Raw genomic sequence first — 23622 nt, 5'->3', positions numbered from 1 at the left:
CCGATTTCCTAAACGGAATCGGTTTTTTTTATAGGATAAGAAAAGAAAGTTAACTTTTAAACTTTGATAGTGGTCTTGTGCAAGCAGCCGGCGTTAAGGCTGATTAGAAGTTTGCGCTTTTCTTAGTGTGGAGGTTGGAATGAAAAATACGGTAAATATTCTTCTTTTCATCGGTATTATTGCTGCTATCCTCTATTTTCTTAATACATATGTAGATATTTTAAGCGGCTTATTTGGTTATATCAGTATATTGCTAACGATATTGGGTACAGTAATTGGTTTTGTTATTTTCCTGGAAAATCGCCATCCGACACAAACCTTAACATGGCTGGTTGTTCTGGGTGGCTTTCCGCTTTTTGGCTTTATTTTTTATTTATTATTCGGCCGAAATTATCGTAAGGAAAAGATGTTTCGGGAGAAATATTTCCTTGACCGCCAGGCATTTATACAGCATGAAGGACAGGACCCAGTCAGTGAAGGGAAAATAAATCAGGCCGGTGCACACCAAAAAAGGCTTTTTTCCTTGGCGCAAAGGCTAGGCAACAGTCCGATTTCATTTGGTACGGATACAAAGGTTTTAACAAATGGTGAAGAAACCTTCAGCCATATTATTGAAGAGCTTTCGAAAGCGGTACACCATATTCATCTTGAATACTATATTGTCAGGGATGATCAAATAGGGGAAAGGATTAAGTCTGTATTGATTCAAAAAGCCCACGAAGGTGTTAAAATTCGTTTTTTATATGATGCTGTAGGGTCATGGAAGCTTTCTAAAAAGTATATTCAGGATTTAAAAAGCGAAGGGATTGAAATGGTGCTATTTGGCCCAGTAAAGCTTCCCTTCCTAAATAGTAAATTTAACTTTCGCAATCACCGAAAGATAATTGTCATTGATGGCAGCATTGGATTTGTCGGAGGATTAAATATCGGTGATGAATATTTGGGGAGAAATGAGCATTTTGGCTTCTGGCGCGATACCCACCTCATGTTAAAAGGGGAAGCAGTAAGATCACTGCAGCTGATTTTCCTTCAGGATTGGTATTATATGACGAACAAAAGTTTTTTAACCTCAGAATATCTATCACCGATGCTTGAAGAGAATAAGCATGGCGGGGTTCAACTAATTGCCGGGGGACCAGATAATGAATGGAGTGCGATAAAAAATATCTTTTTCTCTATGATAACTTCAGCAAAGGAATCTGTTTGGATAGCGTCACCATATTTTATTCCCGATGAGGATATTTTTTCTGCAATAAAAATAGCTGCATTGAGTGGGGTTGATGTCAGGATTCTAGTGCCAAATAAACCGGATAAACGGATTGTCTTTCATGCATCACGATCCTATTTTCCAGATTTGCTTAATGCAGGAGTGAAAATATATGAATATGAAAAAGGATTTATGCATAGCAAATTTATTATTGTTGATCACGAACTTGCATCAATTGGGACATCTAATATGGATATGAGGAGTTTTCATTTGAATTTTGAAGTGAACGCTTTTTTATATCGAACCAAAAGCACAGAAAAGCTAGTAAGAGAATATCTAAATGATATAGAGAACGCAAGAGAAATTCATACAGAAACATTTAAGAAAAGACATTTTGGATATCGTTTACTTGAATCGACATCCCGACTGTTATCACCATTATTATAGGTACAAAAATCCATCCATTTAGGATGGATTTTTTATTTTTCGTTAAGGAAGGAATCTGACGGATTTTAGCGAATGTTAAAGGAGGAAAGGAGGAGATGGTAATGTTAACTGCCATCCGAAAAGACGGGACAATTGTCCATTTACTCCCAAGACGTTCAAAGGAACTGCTAAAAAAGGAGAGGGAGAAGGAGGAATTTTTTTGTCCTGAATGTAGAGAAAAAGTCATCATGAAGGTAGGAACGAAAAAAATGGAGCACTTTGCTCATCAACAGGGCTCATTTTGTGTTGAAAGTTACGAAAAGGAAACAGAATATCATCTGAATGGAAAGCTTCAATTATATCAATGGCTCGAAAAACAGCAACTTGCTCCATACCTTGAACCTTTTTATTCATCTATTCGGCAAAGACCAGATATTGGAGTTTCTTGCTTTGATCGGAATTTTGCCATTGAATTTCAATGTGCTAATATCCCCCCTGAACTGATGGTCAAAAGAACCAATGCGTATCGAACACAAAATATCACTCCGATTTGGATTCTGGGTGGTAAAAATATTAAACGGAAAGGAAGCGGCAAAGTCTCTCTTTCGAATTTTGATTATTTATTTCTTACAAGAAGTCCTTCTGGTCTATGGTATCTTCCAGCATACTGTCCCGAATCAAATATCTTTATCCTCTTAACCAATATTTCACCTGTTTCTTCGAAAAATGTCCTATCCGAAATATCCATTTTTCCACATCAATCCTTTTTAATCCAATATCTTATTGCACCTGTCAAAAGGAATAATACCTGTACCTGCCATGATTGGAAGCGTGAGATCCGCTCGCATAAATCTAGCTTGCTTCTGCAGGGATATTATACAAATGATGTAATCAAAGAGCTGTATCTTCAGGGAATGAATATTTCTCTACTCCCTGCAATGATTGGTTTACCTGTGGCAAATGCTCCGATCATTGAAACCGCTCCACTTGTTTGGCAGTCCTATTTGTTTTTAGATCATATTTATCGAAAAAAAGAGGGCGTTATCACACTTGAAGAAATATATCGCAGTTTTATGAAGCGTGTCCGTAAGAATCAAATCAAATTACGTTTACTGCCATTGGTTCGCGACTGCCACCCAAGGAAAGCGTTGTTAGAATATTTCCATCTACTAGTTAGGCTACAGGTATTAGAGGCTGTAAACGACACAACATTTAAAATCATAAATGAGGTGAAGACTCCTGAACATGTTCTAATGCAACAGGAGCAGGAAGAGCTTTTTTATCGGAAATTCGCACATTTATTTTTTAAATAGAAGTCCGTGTTAAAAACAGTATTTATTTTTGTTAGCAAGTTGATTGGAGTGGAAGGCACGAAGACTCCTGCGGTCGCCCGCGGAAAGCGAAGTTTCTTGAATGGAAATCAACAATACAGTATTACAAACTAAATATTGATTAAAAATGGCTAACTTTTTTAAATGGGAGGAAATTGCGGTAAACTAATAGAAGTTAGTAATAAACTTTTTTGCAGTTTGGCTATGTTAAAGACTATTGTTGATTATTGTTAGCAAGTTGATTGAAGTGAAAGGCACGAAGACTCCTGCAGGAGAAGCGAGACAGTCGAGACCCCACAGACACGAAGTGTCGAGGAGGCTCGGCGGTCGCCTGCGGAAAGCGAAGTGCCTGGAACGGAAATCAACAACAAAGTTTAACTGGGCCTATAGTTTTGAAAACAAATGAATGGAGGATTATGATGGCAAATGAAGCAGCGGTAAATAAGCTTCCTTCAAGAAGTGAAATTGCAGTAGAAGATACGTGGAGACTAGAGGATATTTTTGCAAGTGATGAAGTCTGGGAACAGGAATTTCAAGAGGTAAAATCGCTTATTCCTGGGGCGAAAGAATTTCAAGGTAAATTAGGAGAAAGTTCAGATACTCTTTATCGTGCTCTGCAATATCAGGATCAGTTATTAGAGCGCCTTGGAAAGCTGTATGCATATTCACATATGCGATTTGATCAGGATACGACAAATTCCTTCTATCAGGGTCTTGATGATCGGATGAAAAATCTGTATTCACAGGCAGCAAGCAGTCTTGCTTTTATTGTTCCTGAGTTACTTTCCATTGAGGAAGAAAAGGTGAATAGCTTCTTAGCTGAAAAAGAGGAATTAAAACTATATGAACACTCCTTAGAGGAAATTAACAGACAAAGACCACATGTGCTAACTGCTGAACAGGAAGCATTATTGGCAGAAGCTTCTGAGGTACTGGGTGCTTCAGGTAATACATTTAGTACATTGAATAACGCAGATCTTGAGTTTCCGTGTATTAAGGACGAAAATGGTGAGGAAGTAGAGGTAACGCACGGCCGATTCAGCCGCTTTTTAGAGAGCGCTGATCAAAGAGTGCGTCATGACGCCTTTAAAGCTGTGTATGATACGTATGGAAAATTTCGCAATACCTTTGCAAGCACGTTAAGTGGAAATGTAAAAAAGGATAATTTCTATGCCAGAGTGCGAAATTATTCATCTGCACGTCATGCGGCGCTTTCTGAAAACAATATTCCTGAAAGTGTTTATGATAATCTCGTTAGTACAATTAGTGAGCAGCTGCCCTTATTACACCGCTATGTGAAACTGCGTAAGAAGGTACTTGGACTTAATGAGCTACATATGTATGATTTATATACACCACTTGTGAAAGATGTCAAAATGGAGATTAGCTATGAGGAAGCAAAGGATATTATCTTAAAGGGATTAGCGCCTCTTGGCGAAGAGTATATTGGCGTCTTAAAGGAAGGCTTTGAAAACCGCTGGGTCGATGTTCATGAGAATAAAGGAAAACGGAGCGGAGCGTATTCTTCAGGAGCCTATGGCACAAATCCATATGTACTAATGAACTGGCAGAATAATGTGAATAACTTATTTACGCTTGCACATGAATTCGGTCATTCTGTACACAGCTATTATACAAGAAAAACACAAGCCTATCCTTATGGGAATTATTCAATCTTTGTAGCCGAAGTGGCTTCAACCTGCAATGAAGCTCTGCTAAATGATTATTTATTAAAAACAATTGACGATGAGCAAAAACGTATTTATTTATTAAATCATTATTTGGAGGGCTTTAGAGGAACTGTCTTTAGACAAACGATGTTTGCAGAGTTCGAGCACTTAATCCATCAAAAAGCACAAAATAATGAGGCGTTAACCGCAGAAAGCTTAACACAGGATTATTATGAATTAAATAAAAAGTATTACGGTGTTGAAGGTATGGTAATCGATGACGAAATCGGTTTAGAATGGTCCCGGATTCCACACTTCTACTATAATTATTACGTATATCAATATTCAACTGGTTTTAGTGCTGCAACTGCTTTGAGTAAAGGAATCCTCACAGAAGGAGAGCCAGCTGTAAAACGATATATTGACTTCTTAAAAGCTGGAAGTTCTGATTATCCAATCGAAGTATTGAAAAAAGCCGGTGTTGATATGACAAGTAAAAAACCGGTTGAAGATGCATGTAAAGTATTTGATGAGAAACTTTCTGAGTTAGAACAGCTGCTTAATTAAAAGAAGGAGTTGACCGGTTTGCGGTCAACTCCTTTTATAAAAATCGTTAAAATCCTTTAAATCTCTTTCGATTATTCAGGTAATTAAGTAATAGAAAAAGAGAAAAGAACAATAGTGGAGCAGTAAGGTAAATCGGTAATAACTCCATTAATCCTAGAACCTGCAGGCAAAAGGAAAAGACGATAAACAGGACAAGGAAGAGCATATATAATTTTTTCATGCCTTATCCTCCTTACATAAAATGTATAAAGTTATAAATATCACTGTTATATCTATAATATATTCACGAAGCCTAATAGTAGGACGTGTTTTTGACAATTATGTGAAACTAGGCACAATTACCTTGTCAACCCTTTTGGCAAATGATATATTATTGGTGTGAAGTTGATCACAAGCAAACATATACCCCTTTGTTTGACCGTGAAAAATTTCTCCCATCCCCTTTGTTCGTATTTAATTGAAAAAGACCTTGCGAGAGCAAGGTCTTTTTCGTTATGCAAATAAAATATAAAGGTATACCATTATGATTCTGGTATATACCTCCAAAAAGTTCCATGTTTTGCTGGTATTTTTTCAACAAGCTGTTTTAACTGCAGCTTCTTCAGTTCCCGCTCCACTTCCTGAACTGACTTATTATAAACGACTGATATTTCCTTTGAAGCAACTAAATGAAAATGCTTTAGAAATACCTCTAATGGCGGCGGGTTGGACTTAACTGGCTGCTCCTGTAACATTTCCTCAATGATTTGGACATATACTTCATAAGGATAATTTCCTGTAATTTTGATGCCCTCTTCTTCAATATTTTCATTAAAAAATACAAGCGTTGGAATTTCCGAAACATCCATTTCAGAGGTAATCTTCAGATCACATTGAAATGCCTTTGCAGCACTATTCGAATGGATATCGGAAATAAACTCAGCAACATCTAATCCTGCACTTTCTGCACAAGACTGTAAGACTTCAATTGTGGATATATTTTGCTTCTCAAGAAATAACATTTCCTGTAGCTTTCGAAGAAAACGAATCCCGGCTTTTCTTCCTTGAAGCTCGGCAGCCTTAATGGCAATGGATGCAAGATACGGCGCTGATATTGGATTCTCCAGCCAAAGACTTCCATCACATGACATCCCAAATCTGCTTCCTGTTTTATCCCAAAGCTCTGCAATGGTTTCATACTTTTGTTTCCTACCCAAATTAAGCATGGCCAAACGTCCACTAACAACGTGTTTTATCTTAAAGTATTGACCGTATTCAATTTGCAGCTTTTTCATGATTGGTTCCAGAGCCCAGCATTCCGGGCAAATTGGGTCAATGAACATATATATTTCTATCGGCTTGTTTTCATTGCAGTGAAAGGGATAGGAAGCAGTATTAAATTCTAATGCTTCATCGTTTGTCACGTTCTCTCACCTTTCAAATCTTGGTTTTCATCAGTATTGATCATATGCTCGGCTGTTTGAACTAGTCTCGCGAAGAAAAATTCACGAAAAGATCCTGTCAGGCCTACCTCATCCATAGCGTGATTCATACAGGAAAGCCATGCTTTTGCTCTGGTTTCAGTTATTTCAAATGGGAGATGCCGTGCTCGAAGCATAGGATGTCCGTGCTCTGAAGTATATAATGGTGGACCGCCCAAGAATTGCGTCATAAATTGTTTTTGTTTTCGAGCAGTCTCTGTTAAATCGTCTGGAAAAATGGGTGCGAGATCAGGATGGTTTGCAACACGACGATAAAAAGCATCAATTAACCGGTACAGTTTTTCTTCCCCAATCATGTCGAATGGTGTTGGTGCATTTTCGACCATATTTAAATCCCCTTTGCCATGTAGTTTTAGCATCCCTTGATAATAAACGATATATTGGGCTGATATATAACACTAAATAAATACTCTTCTATTTTAACAAGCTACCTTTTATATCTCAATTAAATAGCCTTAAAGTAGTTAAATAATGGGGATGTAGGGTTAATGAATAAAGAAAAAGAGCTTTTATTCAGCAAATTTTAAAGAATAAGAAATTTGTCGTTTAAATGACTTTCATGTAAAAAACCCGTTTTTAACGGGTTCCTACTGATTTAGATTATGTCAAATAATGATTTTTTACTTTTAGTACGTAATTTTGTGTTTCTTTAAAAGGGGGAATTCCCTGATATTTGTCTACGTTTCCAGGACCGGCATTATACGCTGCAAGTGCTAGCTCAGTATTACCATCATATTTTGTTAACATTTGGCTTAAATACTTACTGCCGCCCATAATATTTTGATATGGATCAAAAACATTTTCAATCCCAAGAGATTTGGCCGTTTGCGGCATCAATTGCATGAGTCCGCCTGCGCCGGCTGAGCTTATGGCATTCGGATTAAAGTTGGATTCTTGTTGGATCACAGCCTGAATTAGTTTGGCTGGAATTTGGTATCGCTCAGCAGCCTCATTAATGATATTCTCAAATTTCTCACCGGAGCCTGAAAGCTTTGTCAACTGTTTTGGCATGATAGAAACCGCATTTACTGACGTTTTCAAGGTATTCTCTAACACTGTCGAATTAGGTGTTTCTTCTGTTAATATGAAACTGTTCAATAAATCATTGAAAAAGTTAGTTTGAGTTGGTTCCGTTTTATTCTTAAAATTCAAATTTTGCAAGGCCTGCAATTCCAGCATGGCTTTTAACTGATTAACATTCATTGCTTTTCCACCCCATGATTTAAACAGCAATTGATCTATTTGTCCATAGTCTACTATGGGTGTATTCGTTTTAATTCGTCATAAAAACGCTTCACTTTGTTATCTGTTTTACGAATCGGAATCTTCATTTCACCCAATAATTGGTGAAAAATAGCCATTCCAGATTCCCGATTACTCACCTCATATTCTAACTCATAATCTTTGTTATTTAAATAGGAACTGGAATCCAAAACAAGCAACCCGCCATGATAAGGAATTTCTGCTCTCTCGGTCATAAGAGTGCCAAAATAGCAAAGGTCATTCATGTTAATTCCTAATTCGGAAATCTGTCTTTTAATGATGCCATCCTTTATATGGCCTCTATTTAGTAACGTTTGTGCATATTCCTGTGTAAGTATCTCATTCGTTTCAAGCAAACCATCAGGATGTGGTTCTTTAAGTGTCATTTCATATTTGTCATTTTTCTCTCTAATTCTGAGCGCACAGCCCTTTTGCTTTAAAGAGAAGTCCTTTGTATCAAAATAATGATTTTCTTGTCTAAAAAAATCTAATGGTGTTAAATGAAATTTAGTAAGTAATCGATCGAATTCCTCTTTTTCTAACATATTTTTAAATTCTATTTCAATATTCTGAGACATCTCTTATTTTCCCTTCTCCACTAATTCATACATGTTATGTAACAGTTGGAACCTAAAAGGTGCTTCCGCTTTTTTTCATTATCTCTCTTTCAAGTAGTGAAGGCAATTTTTAGGGTATAATAGATGTTCATATGATAAAATAAGAAATATCACAGGAAGGAAATTATCGTCATGATGAAACGTATAACAGTAGCAAATGCAATAATTAATTCTAATAACGAGCTTCAGCTCGAACTAAACAGCCAAGATGATCTAAGCGGTTTAAAGCCAAGCGGGCAAATGCTAGTTGATTCAGAGGGCTTATCATTTATCTATTTGTTAGAAAATGATGATGCTTATACATATATTTCAGTGCCTGATACTATTTGGAATACTCTAAAGGCTGTTATTTCTGACTCTCTTCCTGTTGTGGTTACAAACGGAAGAGAACAGCTTCTACTAGAACAGTTTCAGGAGGAGCTGGAGTATTTAATTGAAAATATTAAAGGAAATAGTAATTATGGTGAAAAAATGATGAACAAAGTTGAGGCGGTTTTTGTAAATTAAAAAGGTAAATATTTTTAAAAAGGTTAGTGGTCTAGCGCAAGTGCTTGCGCTTTTTCTTAATAGGGTGGTGTTTTTTTGGAAGATTGGGAAAGCTTTTTATCTCCATATAAACAAGCGGTTGAGGAGCTAAAGGTAAAATTAAAGGGAATGCGCGGGCAGTTTCAATTGCAATCCAGTCATTCACCGATTGAATTTGTAACTGGCAGAGTAAAGCCGATTGCCAGTATTTTAGATAAAGCTCACAACAAAGGGATTCCGCTTGATAAGCTTGAATTAGAGATGCAGGATATCGCGGGACTAAGAATGATGTGTCAGTTTGTTGACGATATTAGTAGAGTAGTTGAACTGATTCGCAAACGGAATGACTTTGAAATTGTTGAGGAAAGAAACTATATTTCAAATAAAAAGAAGAGCGGCTATCGTTCTTATCATATGGTTATTAGATATCCGGTTCAAACGATTAACGGAGAAAAGAAAATACTGGTTGAAATTCAAATACGTACATTAGCAATGAATTTTTGGGCAACGATTGAACATTCATTGAACTATAAATACAAAGGTCAGTTCCCTAAGGACATTCAAATGAGACTGCAGAGAGCAGCAGAAGCTGCTTTCCGGCTGGATGAGGAAATGTCCTTAATAAGAGGTGAGATACAAGAAGCCCAAGCATTTTTTAGTAGTAAGAAGGAGTCCCAGCAAAAAGGGGGAAGCAAGTAAAAGTTGATGAAAAGGGAGCTTAAACCTATGAAATTCGCGATCACTTCAAAAGGCGATGCAAACTCCAACACGCTCATGCATAAAATTAAAATGTATTTACTAGATTTTAACTTACAGTATGATGAGGATCAGCCGGATATTGTTATTTCTGTTGGCGGTGATGGCACGCTGCTTTATGCTTTTCACCGTTATTGCAGCCGACTAGATAAAACAGCCTTTGTCGGTGTTCATACTGGACATTTAGGTTTCTATGCTGACTGGCTTCCGGAGGAAATTGAAAAGCTCGTTATTGCGATAGCGAAGACACCATTTCAGGTTGTTGAATACCCATTGCTAGAAATCATCATCAGGTACCAAAACGGTGAGCGGGAATCATCCTACCTTGCATTAAATGAGTCAACTGTCAAATCCGTTGAAGGATCACTTGTCATGGATGTAGAGATACGAGGTCAGCATTTTGAACGTTTTCGTGGGGATGGTTTATGCATCTCCACACCTTCGGGAAGTACGGCCTATAATAAAGCGTTGGGTGGAGCGATTATCCATCCAGCTATTCCTGCGATACAATTGACTGAGATTGCGTCAATCAATAATCGTGTGTTTCGAACAGTAGGTTCTCCACTGATTCTGCCAGGACATCATACTTGCATGCTAAAACCGGTTAATCAAAGCGATTTTCATGTTACCATTGATCATCTCACGCTTTTGCATAAAGATGTGAAGTCCCTACAATTTAGGGTCGCTGACAGAAAAATTCGTTTTGCACGTTTTCGTCCATTTCCGTTTTGGAAAAGAGTACATGATTCATTTATCTCAAACAGCTAACCCGATGTGAAATGGAATAGGAGCGGTTCATTTATGTCACGTTTTGTACTGCAATGGGTAATAGATAACCAAGATGCAGGTAAGATGATAAAAGAATTCCTAAAAGAAAAGAGTATCTCTAAAACAGCGTTAACAGATATTAAGTTTAAAGGCGGCAGGATTGCTGTAAATGGCCAGGATGTTAATGTTCGCTATTACCTGAGGTCTGACGATCAATTAACTGTATATTTTCCAGCGGAGGAGCCTAGTCTGGGACTTGCTGGGGAAAATATCCCATTAGATATACTTTTTGAAGATGACTTTATCTTAATTGTCAATAAACCTTTTGACATGAATACGATCCCTTCTAGAGAGCATCCAAAAGGAAGTTTGGCTAACGCATTGATTGGCTATTTTCGTCAGATTGAATTGCAGGCAACCACACATATTGTCACGAGACTGGACCGGAATACATCTGGACTTGTTTTAATAGCTAAGCATCGTCATATCCATCATTTACTGAGTAACGAGCAAAAAGCAGGCAAAATAAAAAGAACTTATGAGGCTTTTGCAGAGGGTGTATTGAAAGCAGCAACAGGGAAAATTGAGGAGCCGATTGGCCGAAAAGAAGACAGTATTATTGAACGGGAAGTAAGAAGTGATGGGCAATATGCCTTGACTCATTACCAGGTTATTCAGTCGTTTCCCCAATTTACATGGCTGCGGCTAGGGCTGGAGACGGGCAGAACGCATCAAATTCGAGTCCATCTCTCCTATATTGGACATCCATTAGTTGGTGACGACCTTTATGGGGGATCAACCAATCTGCTCCAAAGGCAGGCTCTTCATTGCCGTAAGATTGTATTTAATCATCCGATTTCAGGGAGACCGTATGAATTTACAGCGGATCTGCCTTCGGATATGCAAAGCCTTTTAATAACAGCAGGAAATCGTTAAAGGAGATAAACACCTAAAAGCCGGCATATCGCCGGCTTTTAGGTGTTTATCTCACGAAACTTTTCAGGTACAAATGGCATGGAAGAAGGTACAGACATTATTTCAAATTCCGGATATCTTAATGCAGAAAGTTTACCGCCGAAAACTGCTCCTGTATCAATATTGTATGTATTGCCAACTTTTCGTACTTCTGTTACAGGTGTATGGCCATACACAATAAAGGCATTGCCATGATACTCCAACGCCCAGTCCTTTCTTACTGGCGATCCGTCCGCATGTTTTTCACCGGTTATATCACCATATAGTACAAATGTTTTAACTCTCGAATTTTGCTTTCCAATTAATTCCTCGCTGATTCCCGCATGTGCGATGATAAGTTTCCCATTATCAAGGACGTTATATAAGGGAGCATTTTCATATAATTGCATAAATGCTCTTCGAACCTTTTGCTGTTCTTTTCTTTCAAGGATTTCATATTCAGCTACAGTTGTTTCTAATCCATGTGTGATTTGCACCTTATTGCCCAGAAAATAACGATAAAGCTTATTACAATGATTACCTGGTACATAATAGGCCAAATCCTTTTGTATAAGGGAGAACACTGTGTTAATGACACGGATAGACTCTGGTCCACGATCGGTTAAATCGCCGACAAAAGCAAGCTTTCGGTTCTGAGGATGTATTGGAATCCCATTTGTCCAGGTATACCCCAGCTTGACAGTTACATCATGGAGTTCCTTGAAACAGCCGTGAATGTCTCCAATAATATCTACTTTCAAGTTAAATCCCTCCTTTGCACTACAGTAGATTCAGCTAAAAATCGAATGATTTTACAGGACAAACAAGTATGCTAGTATCTTCGCAGTTTTCCTATTCTTTCTTAATATGTTCAATTCTGTGTTAAATAGTATCGTATTTGTCAATTACTTGATATAGAGTATTCCTTATTTCTAGCAATATTAACTCTTTTATGTTAAAAAGTTAAAATAGATAAGATTGACTGTAGAATTCAGTGAATTCTGGATTACTTTCATTTGCTAAAAATTTGGTAAGGGGGCTTTGTATGGAACATGGATTATCTGTTACTTCTTTATTAATTGTCATTTTAGTTGCTTTTTTAACACCTTTATTATTACACCGATTAAGACTGACGGTGATTCCAGTTGTGGTGGCAGAAATTTTGATGGGGTTACTAATTGGAAAAAGTGGATTTAATCTTGTGGAATCGGATATGTGGATTGAAACATTGTCTACGCTTGGATTTATTTTCCTTATGTTTTTAAGTGGACTTGAAATTGATTTTAAAGCTTTTTCAGCGGGAAATAAACGATCAAAGCTACCGAATGGCAAGTTTGAGCCAAATACATTTCTTGCTTCCACTATTATATTTAGCGGTATTTTTATCATTTCATTGCTATTATCGTATTTGTTTGTGTTAACTGGTTTTATCGATAATGCACTACTCATGACTTTAATTATTTCTACTATTTCCTTAGGTGTGGTAGTTCCGACGTTAAAGGAAGCACATCTAATGAAAACCGCTATCGGACAGATCATATTATTGGTTGCTGTTATTGCTGATCTTGTTACGATGATTCTTTTAGCTGTATTTGTTTCGTTAAAGGAAGGTGGCGGGAACACCTGGCTGCTCCTTGTTTTATTTGGTGCTGGAGTAATTCTTTACTTTGTCGTAAAACTGTTTAAGAACCGAACCTTTTTAGAAACAATGGCAACTGGGACAGTGCAAATTGGAACAAGAGGAGTATTTACTTTAATCATTGTGCTTGTTGCTATTTCTGAGACGGTAGGGGCCGAAAATATACTAGGAGCTTTCCTCGCTGGTGTCCTTGTTTCACTCATGTCACCAAATCCTGAATTAGTTCATAAGCTTGACTCCTTTGGTTATGGGTTTTTAATTCCCATCTTTTTTGTGATGGTTGGTGTTGATTTGGATATATGGTCATTATTTGGTGATCCGAAGCTCCTGCTGCTTATTCCATTATTGTTGATTGCCTTATTCATTTCAAAAATCATCCCGGTATATTTACTGAAAATTTGGTATGACGTCAAAACGGTTGTGGCTTCTGGTTTTTTATTGACGTCCACTTTATCGCTTGTCATAGCTGCAGCAACAATCGGTGAGAGAATAGGTGTCATTACAAAGGAAATGGGAGGAATGTTTATATTAGTAGCTGTTATTACGTCTATTTTTACTCCTATTGCCTTTAAAAAGTTATTTCCATTTGAAGCGGAGCATATTAAAAAAACGAGAGTGGCTATTATTGGTGCAAACCAGTTCACTCTTCCAGTATATTCAGAGTTGAAAACAGGAGCATTTGAACCAACTCTTTACCATAAAACACAGGGCAAATCTGATAATGCTATTAGTCCTTCGTTGTTTGACATTACTGAGATAGAAGACTTTTCAGTTGACGCATTAAACGAAACTGATGTTTATGAAGTAGATATAGCAGTTATTACAACTGGTGATGAAAGGATCAATGCTGAGCTGGGTTCAATGCTAAAGGAAAAAGGTGTAGAACGAGTCATATGCCGTATCGAAAGCCAAGACCTTGAGGCGGATTTAAAGGAAAAGGGAGTGGAAGTGTTTTCGGTACTGCTTTCAACGAAAACATTATTACGTGCACTCATTGAATCACCACATGTGATGAATATTTTAACAAACCAAGAATCAGCATTATACGAAATTAATTTAACAAATAATCGGTTTGAAGGTATGACATTACGTGAATTTCCTTTTACCGGTGACGTTATTTTTGTCCGTATCTTTCGTGGCAAAGACTCCATTGTACCACATGGAGAAACAGAGCTGCATATAGGAGATCGTTTAATTGTAACAGGTATGAAGGAGTATGTAGAGGAATTGAAACAAGAGCTTCAGTTCGGACTTTACTATTAATTAAAAAGAAGTTCATGATGTTTTATGAGCTTCCTTCTTCCCTTTTTAACTAAACTGTAGTAAAGTTAGTACTAGGTACTAATAACTTGTTATAATAATGGAGGTTAAAGAAATGACGATAAGTTTAGCTGGTAAAACATTTGTTGTCATGGGTGTTGCAAATAAACGTAGCATTGCCTGGGGAATTGCCCGTTCATTGAATAATGCAGGCGCTCGGTTAATTTTTACATATGCTGGAGAACGTCTTGAGAAAAGTGTAAGGGAGTTAGCAGAGTCCTTAGAAAGCCCCGATACCCTTGTCCTTCCTTGTGATGTGACAAAGGATGAGGATATTGCACAATGCTTCCAGGATATTAAAGAAAAAGTTGGTACGATTCATGGATTGGCACATTGTATTGCGTTCGCTCATAAAGAAGAGCTTGATGGCGAGTACATGAATACAACACGTGACGGCTTTCTTTTAGCGCATAATATCAGCTCTTACTCTTTAACAGCAGTTGCAAAAGAAGCGCGTTCATTAATGATAGAAGGAGGCAGTATTGTGACACTCACTTACCTTGGCGGTGAGAAAGTAGTGCAAAATTATAATGTAATGGGAGTTGCAAAAGCTTCTCTTGATGCAAGTGTAAGATACTTGGCAGCAGACCTTGGAAAAGATAATATTCGTGTTAATTCAATTTCTGCAGGACCAATTCGAACATTATCTGCAAAAGGAATCAGCGATTTCAATTCCATCTTGAATGTTATTGAAGAGCGTGCACCATTACGCAGAACTACAACTCCTGAAGAGGTTGGCGATACGGCCGTATTCCTATTCAGTGATATGGCTAGAGGTATTACAGGAGAAAACCTTCACGTGGATTCCGGATACCACATTTTAGGATAAGATGAAATAATTAAAAGACAAGACCTGCTATCCCTTTAAAAAGGATGACAGGTCTTTTTTTGCTGTCTTCATAAGTTTTTTATATATTTATGCGGAATAAAGAAACCAAATTTTCTTTATTGCATAAAATTATACATAGATTCCTTAGAGGAGGAGAGTAGTATGCCTGAAAATCAATCGCGGGATCCGCTCCTTTATATTCAACAACCCGATTTTGCATACCCAAAGGTGGATATGCAGCAAACATATATCGTAAAAATGTCTAAACAGAAGCGGGATAAAGCTACAATAGCGCAGCTTCCCGAATTAGAAAGCGAGCTTGAGTCCATTCCGAATCCAACAGCAGAGCTGCAAGAGAATGAAGCTGAAAAAGCGGTTGAAGGAAAAAAGCAAGTAAAGGCAATAGAACAGCAAGTAAATCAGGATAGTAATACGGAAAAGAAACAGCAAAAGCAGGTGCCCGATCGAAAAGCTGTTCAGGAGGTCATCAACCAATATCATAATCAAAGCCAGGAAAAAGAGGAGCCTTCAGAATCGAAGGGTAAACAACATTCCTATTCCTTTAAACGAGTGAAAAGCTTTAAAGAAATGAATACGATAGAAAAGCTCAATTATTTGGAGCATTTTCCGAAGCTTCTGCCACCGGTACCGTGTATTTTTGCGACAGGTAGCACCTCTGTGAGAGGTTTTTTATTAAGTAAAACAGAGGACTCAATTGAAATTAAATTGTTTAATGACAAAATCATGGATATTCCACTTGACCAAATTACAGACGTGAAAATGCTTGGTTTACAATAATTAACTGGCATTGTATGTAGAGAAGCCAGCGTGGTTGCTGGCCTCTTTTATTTTATCGGACTGAATCGTGGTTTATTGTTTATTCACAAATGCCAAGATCTACGTCAGCGATACATTGAACTGCACAGAAGCAATTTAAGTCAACAGTAATACAGTCATTCGTGCTTTCAAATCCGCATAAATCACAGAATGAACCTAAATCGATGCAGCAGTTTTTCACCATATCAAGAGTAGTCATTTGGCCGTTTTCCCTTTTGATTGGTTTGATCACTCTTAGTGTAGCACAGCAGTTATCAAACACTTCCTCTACTCTAAAGAAGATTGATACGCACGCACAATCTTTTGCTTTGAAGAATGCATGGAATGGTGAACCGTCAGCTGTTTTTAATACAAACACTCTTGTGTCCGCATTTGATCTTCTAGCTGGTGAAACAAGTGCTCCAAGTGGTTCTTGAAAACAATTTGTCGGACATTCACAAACATCTTCCGCATTATCTTGAATATCTTTAATTGCGCGGACTACATCACATACACAGCCTCTAGAACTAGTATCAGTTGTACCTAATACATCGTCGTTTCTTCCGCAACCCATAATGTTTTCCTCCTTATTTATTTCTTATGTGTTTCTACACTAATAACATATTGTTGGATGGTAATTTGGGATACGGACAAACGCCTTGTTTTTCGAAATTGGGCTGGTAAAAGCAGTAGTAAAGACAGCTGCTGCCTTACAATCTGTACTTGATTAGACCAACTACAGTAATCCTTGGGGGAATGATACATGGATATCACATTTCTAGAATTGCTTATTTTGGGGTTATCTTCTTTTCGACTTACTAGATTGTTCGTATTTGATAAAATAACTGTTTTTATTCGGAATTATTTTATAGATGAAATAGAAGAATTAGATGAAAACGGACAAAAGGAAATTTATTTAGTTCCAAAACAAGGTGTAGTGAAAGGATTTATAGGAGAATTATTAAGCTGCTATTGGTGCACGGGTGTATGGTCTTCCATCTTTTTATGTACGATCTATTTATTATTTCCTTCCGTTGCTGTCCCAGTATTATTGGTACTTGCAGTAAGCGGGCTCGCGGCTATAATCGAAACAGCTATTCAATTATGGCTCTAAGTCGTAATGGTAGGCACCTGATTTACACAAGCTATTCTTTCCAGCATAAACTACTATATAGAGTGGAAAATATGTGAAGGGAGGATAGCTTTATGAGTCAATCCTGGAAGAAAAACGCATCGTCCCAAAATGCGAAAAGCGGAAGCACACAATCTGCTACAAAGAAGAAAGGCTGCGGATGTGGTAAGAAAAAATCTAGCTAAAACAAAATATACATGAAATCTTAAAAAAGTTCATTAAGGTAGTGAAAAAAGTAGTATCTGGGTTCAGATGCTATTTTTTTCTGAGAAGAATAATCGAAGGTGCATTTCACTCCTTTGATTGGAAATTATTTTTGTAGTGCAAACCATCATAAATTTGATTATTAGGAAGAAAATATATACATCAAGTAAGTAACTTTACATAGGAAGGGTCGCAAATGAAAATTAAACAGTTGATACTACACGTTTTCATTATTCAATGTCTGGCCTTAATCGTGACAGGTTGTAATATCCCGCAAAATCAGACGAGCAAGGATTATATGGTATTGCTAAAAGCTACAAATCCTACTCCGAGAACGGTGGCTTCAGATTCGAAAGGAGAAGAACTGATTACAGATATTGAAAAAAATATTGAAGCACATAAGGATCTTTATGATGTCGCTGTGATCAAAGGAAAGAAGCACATTCTTGTGGTGTACAAGGTTAAGCATTTGCAGCGATTTCATATGAAAAAGATTGAAAAGGAAGTCAATGAAAAGTTGGAGAAAGAATATCCTGATGAGAATTTTATTGTTTCGAGCGATTATAAAATATTCCTAGAGGCTGTCAGACTAGAGGAAAAGATGAAGGATACTAATTTCTCAGAGGAAAAAGCCGATCAGGAGTTTGAAAGAATTATTAAGCTTAAAAAAGAATTGACATAAGAAAGGAGATGGAGTGAATGGGGAATAAAAAGCAGAAAAAGACGCCGGAGCAGCAGCAGTATGAGCAGCTGCAGCAAAAACATGAAACAAAACGACCCATTTTTAAAAACTGCTTGAAAGCATTTTTTGTTGGGGGATTTATTTGTACCATTGGGCAAGCAATCAGTTACTTTTATATTTATTTCTTTAATTTCACCGAGCAGACAGCAGGTAACCCAACTGTCGCAACGATGATTTTTCTAGCCATGCTGATGACGGGTTTTGGCTTTTACGACCGAATTGGGCAATTTGCCGGGGCAGGTAGTGCAGTACCAATAACGGGGTTTGGTAATGCGGTCATATCAGCTGCAATTGAACACCGGACAGAAGGTTTTGTTCTTGGTGTTGGTGGGAATATGTTCAAGCTTGCAGGTTCCGTCATTCTGTTTGGTGTTTTTGCTGCATTCGTTGTCGCGCTAATTAAAACATTACTAATTATGTGGGGTGTAATCTAATGCTCGTTGGGAAACAATCTTGGATCTTTCAGCAGCATCCTGTCATAGCTGCAACTGGAGTATCAGGCGGTCCGTTTGAAGCCAATGGTCACTTAGCTGAAGATTTTGATATCCTGCATGATGATTTATGGATGGGGCAGGACTCTTACGAAAAAGCACAGCGGGTACTGATTGAAGAAGCTATTCAAACCGTGATGCAAAAAGGAAACATACAAAAAGAGGATGTTCAATTTTTAATTGCCGGGGATTTAATTAATCAAATCACTCCAACTAGTTTTGCTGCAAGAACTGCTCAGATTCCTTACTTTGGTCTTTTTGGTGCTTGTTCAACGTCCATGGAGGGACTGGCATTGGCATCATTTATGGTAAATTACAAAGGTGCGAAGAATGTATTAACAGGTGCATCAAGCCATAACGCTGCAACAGAAAAGCAATTCCGTTACCCCACAGAATATGGCGGTCAAAAACCGCCGACAGCACAATGGACGGCAACAGGTGCTGGAGTTGCGCTAGTAACAGATAAAAAGAATGGGGAGAATCTGCCCTACACAACATCAGCGACCATCGGAAAGGTTATTGATATGGGGCTGACGGATCCGTTTAATATGGGTGGAGCCATGGCACCGGCAGCTGCCGATACCATTACTGCTCATTTAAAGGATTTGCAGCTTGAGCCATCACATTATGATTTAATTGTAACAGGTGATTTAGCTAGAGTTGGCCGGGAAACCGTACTGGATTTATTAGAGACCAATGGCTTAAAAATGGACCCTAACCGCTTCCTTGACTGCGGACTGATGCTTTATAAAGAGGATCAGCCAGTGCAGGCAGGTGGTAGTGGTGCAGGATGTTCGGCAATCGTTTTATATGGACATTTATTGAATCAAATGAAAAAGGGTATTTATAAACGAATTCTGCTCGTAGCGACAGGTGCATTGCTATCTCCGTTGAGCTTTCAGCAGGGTGAATCAATTCCATGTATAGCACATGCAGTGTCGATTGAAATATGAAACGAGTAATAGAAGGGAGAATGCAAAATGCTGCCAATGTTTTTTTGGGCATTTGTGGTTGGCGGACTTATTTGTGTAGTCGGTCAATTATTATTTGATGTAGCAAAATTAACCCCTGGCCACACCTTAAGCCTATTAGTTGTTATTGGAGCAATTCTAGATGGCTTAGGTTTATATGAACCACTTGTAGATTTTGCCGGTGCGGGGGCAACCGTACCCATCCTAAGCTTTGGAAACTCCCTTGTTCATGGTGCATTGCAGGAGGCCGAGCAGCATGGATTGGTAGGTGTGCTAACCGGTATGTTTGAGGTGACAAGCGCAGGTATTTCAGCGGCCATCGTATTTGGATTTTTGGGGGCATTAATGTTTAAACCAAAAGGGTAAATAGCTTGGGCTGGTCCTTTTTTCAAAGTTATGGAAAAAATGGATTCAGCTTCAAGCTTTTATTTTTTTAGCTTGCCCTCACCTTTTCCAATCCCGTACATATTTTATAGTGACTCCATTTTTAAGTGAGGTGAATGGATATGTACGGATGCGGATTCGGCGGTGGCTACGGCTACGGTGGTGGCTATGGTTATGGCGGCAGCACATTTGTTTTAATCGTTGTGTTGTTTATTCTTTTAATTATTGTTGGTGCAAGCTTCTACAACTAATGAACTTATGTAGAAGTGAAAGCCGCTCATGGATTTGAGCGGCTTTTTTTGTGGTTTTTCGGTAAGGTGACACGATTTTTTCCTGCTCCTCATACTATATAAAAGGCTTGAAAGGGAGGCATCATTTAAAATGGATAATCAATTCTTTAAGAATATCGAGAGAAAAACAGGCGTCAATATGAAGGATATTTTAGATTTAGCGAACTCACTACAAAACGCAAATTTTAAAGATGAAAAAACCGTTCGTAATGTGGTAAGACGCGTAGCGCAAATTGCCAATAAACCAGTTTCTCAGGACACAGAAGATAAAATTGTTGAGTCTATCGTTAAGGACGGCAAACAGCTTGATATCAATACAATTTCTAAAATGATTAATAGAAAATAAGAAATGAAAAAAGCTGTCCGTAGCGGGCAGCTTTTAATAACGAATGGAAGTCAAGAAACGAGAGGGGTTTGCTTTCTTCCCACGCCTGTTTTGTGGGACAGAAAGGAATAATTCCTCTTTTGCTCTTGTTACAGCGACATATAACAGCCGTCTTTCCTCCTCAAGGGGCTCGCTGTCACCGGTACGGAGAGATTCAAGCGCATAATCGTGCGGGATGCTGCCATCAACAGTCCCAATGACATAAACAATCCTATATTCCAGTCCTTTTGCACGATGGATTGTACTTAAGGTAATAGCATTATTACGTTGTTTACTTTGCTGTTTCATTTCTTTATTCATAGCAGCCATATGGTCAGCGTGATCAAGAAAATCACGAATCGAAGTAAAGTTTTTCGCAGCTACTTTGAGATCGCGAATATCGTCTGACCCTTTATCCCACTGATTTCCTTCATTTCCCCGTTTTTTAAGAAACTCTTGAAAGCCCAGTTCCCTCTCAATGGTTTCAATCGCATCAAGTGGTGTCTTTGGAATAAGCGAGCGAATAACGGGGGCTACTTTTTTAAGCTTTTTTTCTTGAAAAGAGAAGTTTGTCTTCACATTTCCAATACATTCGAGCAGGGTACAGTCATTCAAAATACTTTCAGCTTTTATATCTGTCATTACACTTTGCTTAAGAAAAAGGGATGGCAAAATGTTAGCCAATGCATGCTGATTATCTTCATTCAATGATAATTTTAAAAAGGACAGCATGCTTTTAATCACAAAGCGCTCATAAAATGAATCGATGTCCTGATCGATTCTAAATGGCAGACTGGAGGTTGTCAGTCTTTCAAATACAGCCCTCGAGGCAGTATTTGTACGAAAGAGAATGGCGAAGTCACCAGGTTCTGCACCAGCTGCAATTTTTTCACCTATATCTGTAACAATCATGGTTGCTTCCTCTTCTTCATCATCAGGGAAGAAGATAACGGGTGCATGATCATTTGTAAATTGTGCATGCATTTGCTTTGGCCGGCGATGTTTATTTGCGACAATAATTTTATTAGCAGCCTCAACAATGGAATGTGAGGAGCGGTAATTTTCATTTAACAGAACCACATCGGCCTGCGGAAAGTCTCTCTCGAAGTACCGGATATATTGTGGGTCGCTTCCGCGAAAAGCATAAATGGATTGATCATCGTCTCCAACAACACATACATTTTTCTTTTTAGTGGACAACATTTTTATTAGCTCATACTGAACCTTATTTACATCCTGAAACTCATCGATTAAAAAATAATCAAATCGATCCTGATAGCGTTCAAGTAAATCTGGTTCCTCTTGAAATAACTGGTAACATCCTGTCAGCATATCATCAAAATCGAACAGCTCTTTTTGCTTTTTAAATTGTTCATATCGCTCATATAAAAACAATGCTTTTTCATCCCAGCTTGTTTCGGCCTTAACCTGCTGCGGGTTCCTCAATGAATTCTTCCAATAGCCAATTTGCTGAAGTGCTGCGTCATAGGCAAACTCTTTCTCATCAAGATCTAATTCTCTGCCCGCATCCTTTATTATTTGCCTGCGCTGCCATTCGATATTTAAAAGCCTATGGCTATTCCACTTTTCAGGATAATGATGTGAAAGTATTCGATAGAAAATACTATGAAATGTACCTGTGACAAGCCGATTAATCTGGTTTTTAACAATATGAGGATAGTTTAATAGTCTTGTTTTCATTTCTGCAGCCGCCTTAGCTGTAAACGTAACAAGCATAATTCTATTCGCTTCTACTTTTTGTTCTGTTAGCAAATAAGCTGTCCTTGCAGTCAACACTCGTGTCTTTCCGCTGCCTGCGCCGGCAAGTACAAGTAGCGCCCCGTTTGAATGGATAACCGCTTCTGCCTGGTTAGCATCTAAATAAATATTAGCCTCCTGAAGTGCCTGTATATATGGAGAATGTATGGTAGATATCGCTTTTTCATTTATACTAAATGGGGGAAGCTGAGCGACAGCCTTAGCAGATTTAAAGCTGATTCGGTTGTTTTTTGACAATGTTATGACTCGAGAAGAGGGGATACGAAAGCCGTTTATTTCCTTTTCGATATCAGCTTCAGACTGCACTTCTGTTTCAGCATCTTTACAGGCTGGATTCTTCGTATGGATATGCTGAAAATAAGGTTCCTCATTAATCCCTAAAAATAGTCGAACTTTTTCTGAGCATATAGGACATTCTAACTGTCCCTTTTTTCCTTCACTATATATACGCTGATAGGATGATCGATCTGTATCATAAAGATTGATGGTTTGATTCCCTTTTTTAGCTGTTTTCATATTTATTACTCATCCTTTATAAATCTATAAATAAGACAAATTTAATCATATCAAAAATTGAACTTGGACAAAAGGCAGATTTTGAAAAAGGATTTGTTTGGTATGTTCAATCACTACTAAAAAACCCTGCATAAGCAGGGTTTAAATTTCTTTCATCATTGTTTTATGGGGGATTCCAGCATCGAGAAATTCTTCCGAGGTAACCTCATATCCTAATCGGCTATAAAAAGGAATTGCATGTGTTTGGGCATTGAGTTTTAAGCGTGTGAAGCCTTCTTTTTTTGCGTAGGCTTCTATTTTTTCCATGATCGCTTTACCAGCACCAGTGCCACGGTAATCCTTTAACACACATATTCGTTCAACCTTGCCATATCCGTCCACTGTTCTGAATCGCCCTGCTCCGGCAGGTTCTTCATTAATATAAAGAATGAAGTGCGTGGATTCTGATTCGAGCTTATCTATCTCCTCTTCTGGAGGCACCTGTTGTTCCTCAACAAAGACTTTTTTTCGAATAGCGAAAGCATCATTCTGCTGCTGCTGATTGCTGATTATTTGTACATCTAGTAAGTTACTCTTCATT

The 23622-nt window shown here is 38.0% G+C and carries 26 protein-coding genes; 17 read left to right on the top strand and 9 right to left on the bottom strand.

Translation table 11 applies throughout. The features are described from left to right. Positions 1-139 precede the first annotated feature (139 nt). From cls to pepF, 3 genes are all read left to right on the top strand, one after another. On the top strand, positions 140-1654 hold the full coding sequence (gene cls, locus ACHUFV_RS14755; protein WP_394235407.1) for a cardiolipin synthase: 1515 nt from the start codon (positions 140-142) through the stop codon (positions 1652-1654). A gap of 101 nt (positions 1655-1755) precedes the next feature. Then, positions 1756-2946 (top strand): competence protein CoiA, encoded by a 1191-nt coding sequence (locus tag ACHUFV_RS14750; RefSeq protein ID WP_394235405.1) that lies wholly within the window; start codon positions 1756-1758, stop codon positions 2944-2946. A gap of 437 nt (positions 2947-3383) precedes the next feature. Continuing rightward, positions 3384-5201: an oligoendopeptidase F gene (pepF, locus tag ACHUFV_RS14745; protein WP_394235403.1), complete on the top strand. Its 1818-nt coding sequence runs from the start codon at positions 3384-3386 to the stop codon at positions 5199-5201. Positions 5202-5247: 46 nt separating this feature from the next. On the opposite strand, the gene ACHUFV_RS14740 is transcribed toward pepF, so the two are convergent. From ACHUFV_RS14740 to ACHUFV_RS14720, 5 genes are all read right to left on the bottom strand, one after another. After that, complete coding sequence (locus ACHUFV_RS14740; RefSeq protein ID WP_394235402.1) at positions 5248-5421, bottom strand: hypothetical protein; 174 nt, start codon at positions 5419-5421, stop codon at positions 5248-5250. A 301-nt stretch (positions 5422-5722) separates the two neighbouring features. After that, entirely contained in the window at positions 5723-6604 is an 882-nt protein-coding gene (locus tag ACHUFV_RS14735) for a ClpXP adapter SpxH family protein (protein WP_394235400.1), read from the bottom strand. Beyond that, positions 6601-7008, bottom strand: a complete 408-nt coding sequence (locus tag ACHUFV_RS14730) for a globin domain-containing protein (RefSeq protein ID WP_394235398.1) — start codon at positions 7006-7008, stop codon at positions 6601-6603. Before ACHUFV_RS14730 ends, ACHUFV_RS14735 begins: the two co-directional genes overlap by 4 nt. A 274-nt stretch (positions 7009-7282) precedes the next feature. After that, positions 7283-7885 (bottom strand): lytic transglycosylase domain-containing protein, encoded by a 603-nt coding sequence (locus tag ACHUFV_RS14725; RefSeq protein ID WP_394235397.1) that lies wholly within the window; start codon positions 7883-7885, stop codon positions 7283-7285. 53 nt (positions 7886-7938) lie between these two features. After that, the gene (locus ACHUFV_RS14720; RefSeq protein ID WP_394235395.1) at positions 7939-8523 is read right to left on the bottom strand and encodes a CYTH domain-containing protein; all 585 of its coding nucleotides are present in this window, start codon (positions 8521-8523) and stop codon (positions 7939-7941) included. Positions 8524-8694: 171 nt separating this feature from the next. Between ACHUFV_RS14720 and ACHUFV_RS14715 the strand changes: the two genes are divergently transcribed. From ACHUFV_RS14715 to ACHUFV_RS14700, 4 genes are all read left to right on the top strand, one after another. Then, a complete protein-coding gene (locus tag ACHUFV_RS14715; protein WP_394235393.1) occupies positions 8695-9069 on the top strand; it encodes a UPF0738 family protein in 375 nt (124 codons plus the stop codon). Between the two features lie 75 nt (positions 9070-9144). Further along, positions 9145-9786, top strand: coding sequence for a GTP diphosphokinase (gene yjbM, locus ACHUFV_RS14710; RefSeq protein ID WP_394235392.1), 642 nt, complete (start codon positions 9145-9147; stop codon positions 9784-9786). 27 nt (positions 9787-9813) lie between these two features. After that, positions 9814-10611 (top strand): NAD kinase, encoded by a 798-nt coding sequence (locus tag ACHUFV_RS14705; protein WP_394235390.1) that lies wholly within the window; start codon positions 9814-9816, stop codon positions 10609-10611. 33 nt (positions 10612-10644) lie between these two features. Beyond that, on the top strand, positions 10645-11547 hold the full coding sequence (locus ACHUFV_RS14700; protein ID WP_394235388.1) for an RluA family pseudouridine synthase: 903 nt from the start codon (positions 10645-10647) through the stop codon (positions 11545-11547). Between the two features lie 38 nt (positions 11548-11585). Here the strand turns inward: ACHUFV_RS14700 and prpE are convergent, their stop codons facing one another. Further along, on the bottom strand, positions 11586-12326 hold the full coding sequence (gene prpE / locus ACHUFV_RS14695) for a bis(5'-nucleosyl)-tetraphosphatase PrpE (RefSeq protein WP_394235386.1): 741 nt from the start codon (positions 12324-12326) through the stop codon (positions 11586-11588). Positions 12327-12610: 284 nt separating this feature from the next. Between prpE and ACHUFV_RS14690 the strand changes: the two genes are divergently transcribed. From ACHUFV_RS14690 to ACHUFV_RS14680, 3 genes are all read left to right on the top strand, one after another. Continuing rightward, the gene (locus tag ACHUFV_RS14690) at positions 12611-14467 is read left to right on the top strand and encodes a monovalent cation:proton antiporter family protein (protein ID WP_394235384.1); all 1857 of its coding nucleotides are present in this window, start codon (positions 12611-12613) and stop codon (positions 14465-14467) included. A gap of 112 nt (positions 14468-14579) precedes the next feature. Then, positions 14580-15353, top strand: coding sequence for an enoyl-ACP reductase FabI (fabI, locus tag ACHUFV_RS14685; protein WP_394235382.1), 774 nt, complete (start codon positions 14580-14582; stop codon positions 15351-15353). Between the two features lie 162 nt (positions 15354-15515). Next, positions 15516-16151, top strand: coding sequence for a CotO family spore coat protein (locus ACHUFV_RS14680; RefSeq protein ID WP_394235380.1), 636 nt, complete (start codon positions 15516-15518; stop codon positions 16149-16151). Positions 16152-16230: 79 nt separating this feature from the next. Here ACHUFV_RS14680 and ACHUFV_RS14675 read toward each other — a convergent pair whose 3' ends face one another. Next, the gene (locus tag ACHUFV_RS14675) at positions 16231-16743 is read right to left on the bottom strand and encodes a CotY/CotZ family spore coat protein (protein WP_394235378.1); all 513 of its coding nucleotides are present in this window, start codon (positions 16741-16743) and stop codon (positions 16231-16233) included. Positions 16744-16932: 189 nt separating this feature from the next. Here ACHUFV_RS14675 and ACHUFV_RS14670 point away from each other — a divergent pair, with 189 nt between their 5' ends. The 7 genes from ACHUFV_RS14670 to spoVIF all read left to right on the top strand — a co-directional run bounded on the left by ACHUFV_RS14670 (position 16933) and on the right by spoVIF (position 20729). Next, complete coding sequence (locus ACHUFV_RS14670) at positions 16933-17283, top strand: DUF1360 domain-containing protein (protein ID WP_394235376.1); 351 nt, start codon at positions 16933-16935, stop codon at positions 17281-17283. Positions 17284-17701: 418 nt separating this feature from the next. Then, positions 17702-18187 carry a YhcN/YlaJ family sporulation lipoprotein gene (locus tag ACHUFV_RS14665; protein ID WP_394235374.1) on the top strand — a complete coding sequence of 162 codons (486 nt, stop codon included), beginning with the start codon at positions 17702-17704 and terminating at the stop codon, positions 18185-18187. 17 nt (positions 18188-18204) lie between these two features. Further along, complete coding sequence (spoVAC, locus tag ACHUFV_RS14660; protein WP_394235372.1) at positions 18205-18681, top strand: stage V sporulation protein AC; 477 nt, start codon at positions 18205-18207, stop codon at positions 18679-18681. After that, positions 18681-19691 (top strand): stage V sporulation protein AD, encoded by a 1011-nt coding sequence (spoVAD, locus tag ACHUFV_RS14655; RefSeq protein ID WP_394235370.1) that lies wholly within the window; start codon positions 18681-18683, stop codon positions 19689-19691. Before spoVAC ends, spoVAD begins: the two co-directional genes overlap by 1 nt. Before the next feature lie 27 nt (positions 19692-19718). Continuing rightward, the gene (gene spoVAE, locus ACHUFV_RS14650; RefSeq protein WP_071393934.1) at positions 19719-20075 is read left to right on the top strand and encodes a stage V sporulation protein AE; all 357 of its coding nucleotides are present in this window, start codon (positions 19719-19721) and stop codon (positions 20073-20075) included. A 140-nt stretch (positions 20076-20215) separates the two neighbouring features. Further along, positions 20216-20344, top strand: coding sequence for a YjcZ family sporulation protein (locus ACHUFV_RS14645; RefSeq protein ID WP_394235367.1), 129 nt, complete (start codon positions 20216-20218; stop codon positions 20342-20344). Between the two features lie 130 nt (positions 20345-20474). Beyond that, positions 20475-20729, top strand: coding sequence for a sporulation-specific transcription regulator SpoVIF (gene spoVIF / locus ACHUFV_RS14640; RefSeq protein WP_394235365.1), 255 nt, complete (start codon positions 20475-20477; stop codon positions 20727-20729). Between the two features lie 33 nt (positions 20730-20762). On the opposite strand, the gene ACHUFV_RS14635 is transcribed toward spoVIF, so the two are convergent. Then, on the bottom strand, positions 20763-23042 hold the full coding sequence (locus ACHUFV_RS14635) for a UvrD-helicase domain-containing protein (RefSeq protein WP_394235364.1): 2280 nt from the start codon (positions 23040-23042) through the stop codon (positions 20763-20765). A 141-nt stretch (positions 23043-23183) separates the two neighbouring features. After that, positions 23184-23621 (bottom strand): GNAT family N-acetyltransferase, encoded by a 438-nt coding sequence (locus ACHUFV_RS14630; protein ID WP_394235362.1) that lies wholly within the window; start codon positions 23619-23621, stop codon positions 23184-23186. Position 23622 lies beyond the last annotated feature (1 nt).

It is taken from the genome of Niallia oryzisoli (assembly GCF_043641075.1).
GTDB classification, from domain to species: domain Bacteria; phylum Bacillota; class Bacilli; order Bacillales; family Cytobacillaceae; genus Bacillus_BD; species Bacillus_BD oryzisoli_A.
Note: the sequence above shows the minus strand (reverse complement) of the source record. Positions and strands in the feature narration are given on the sequence as shown.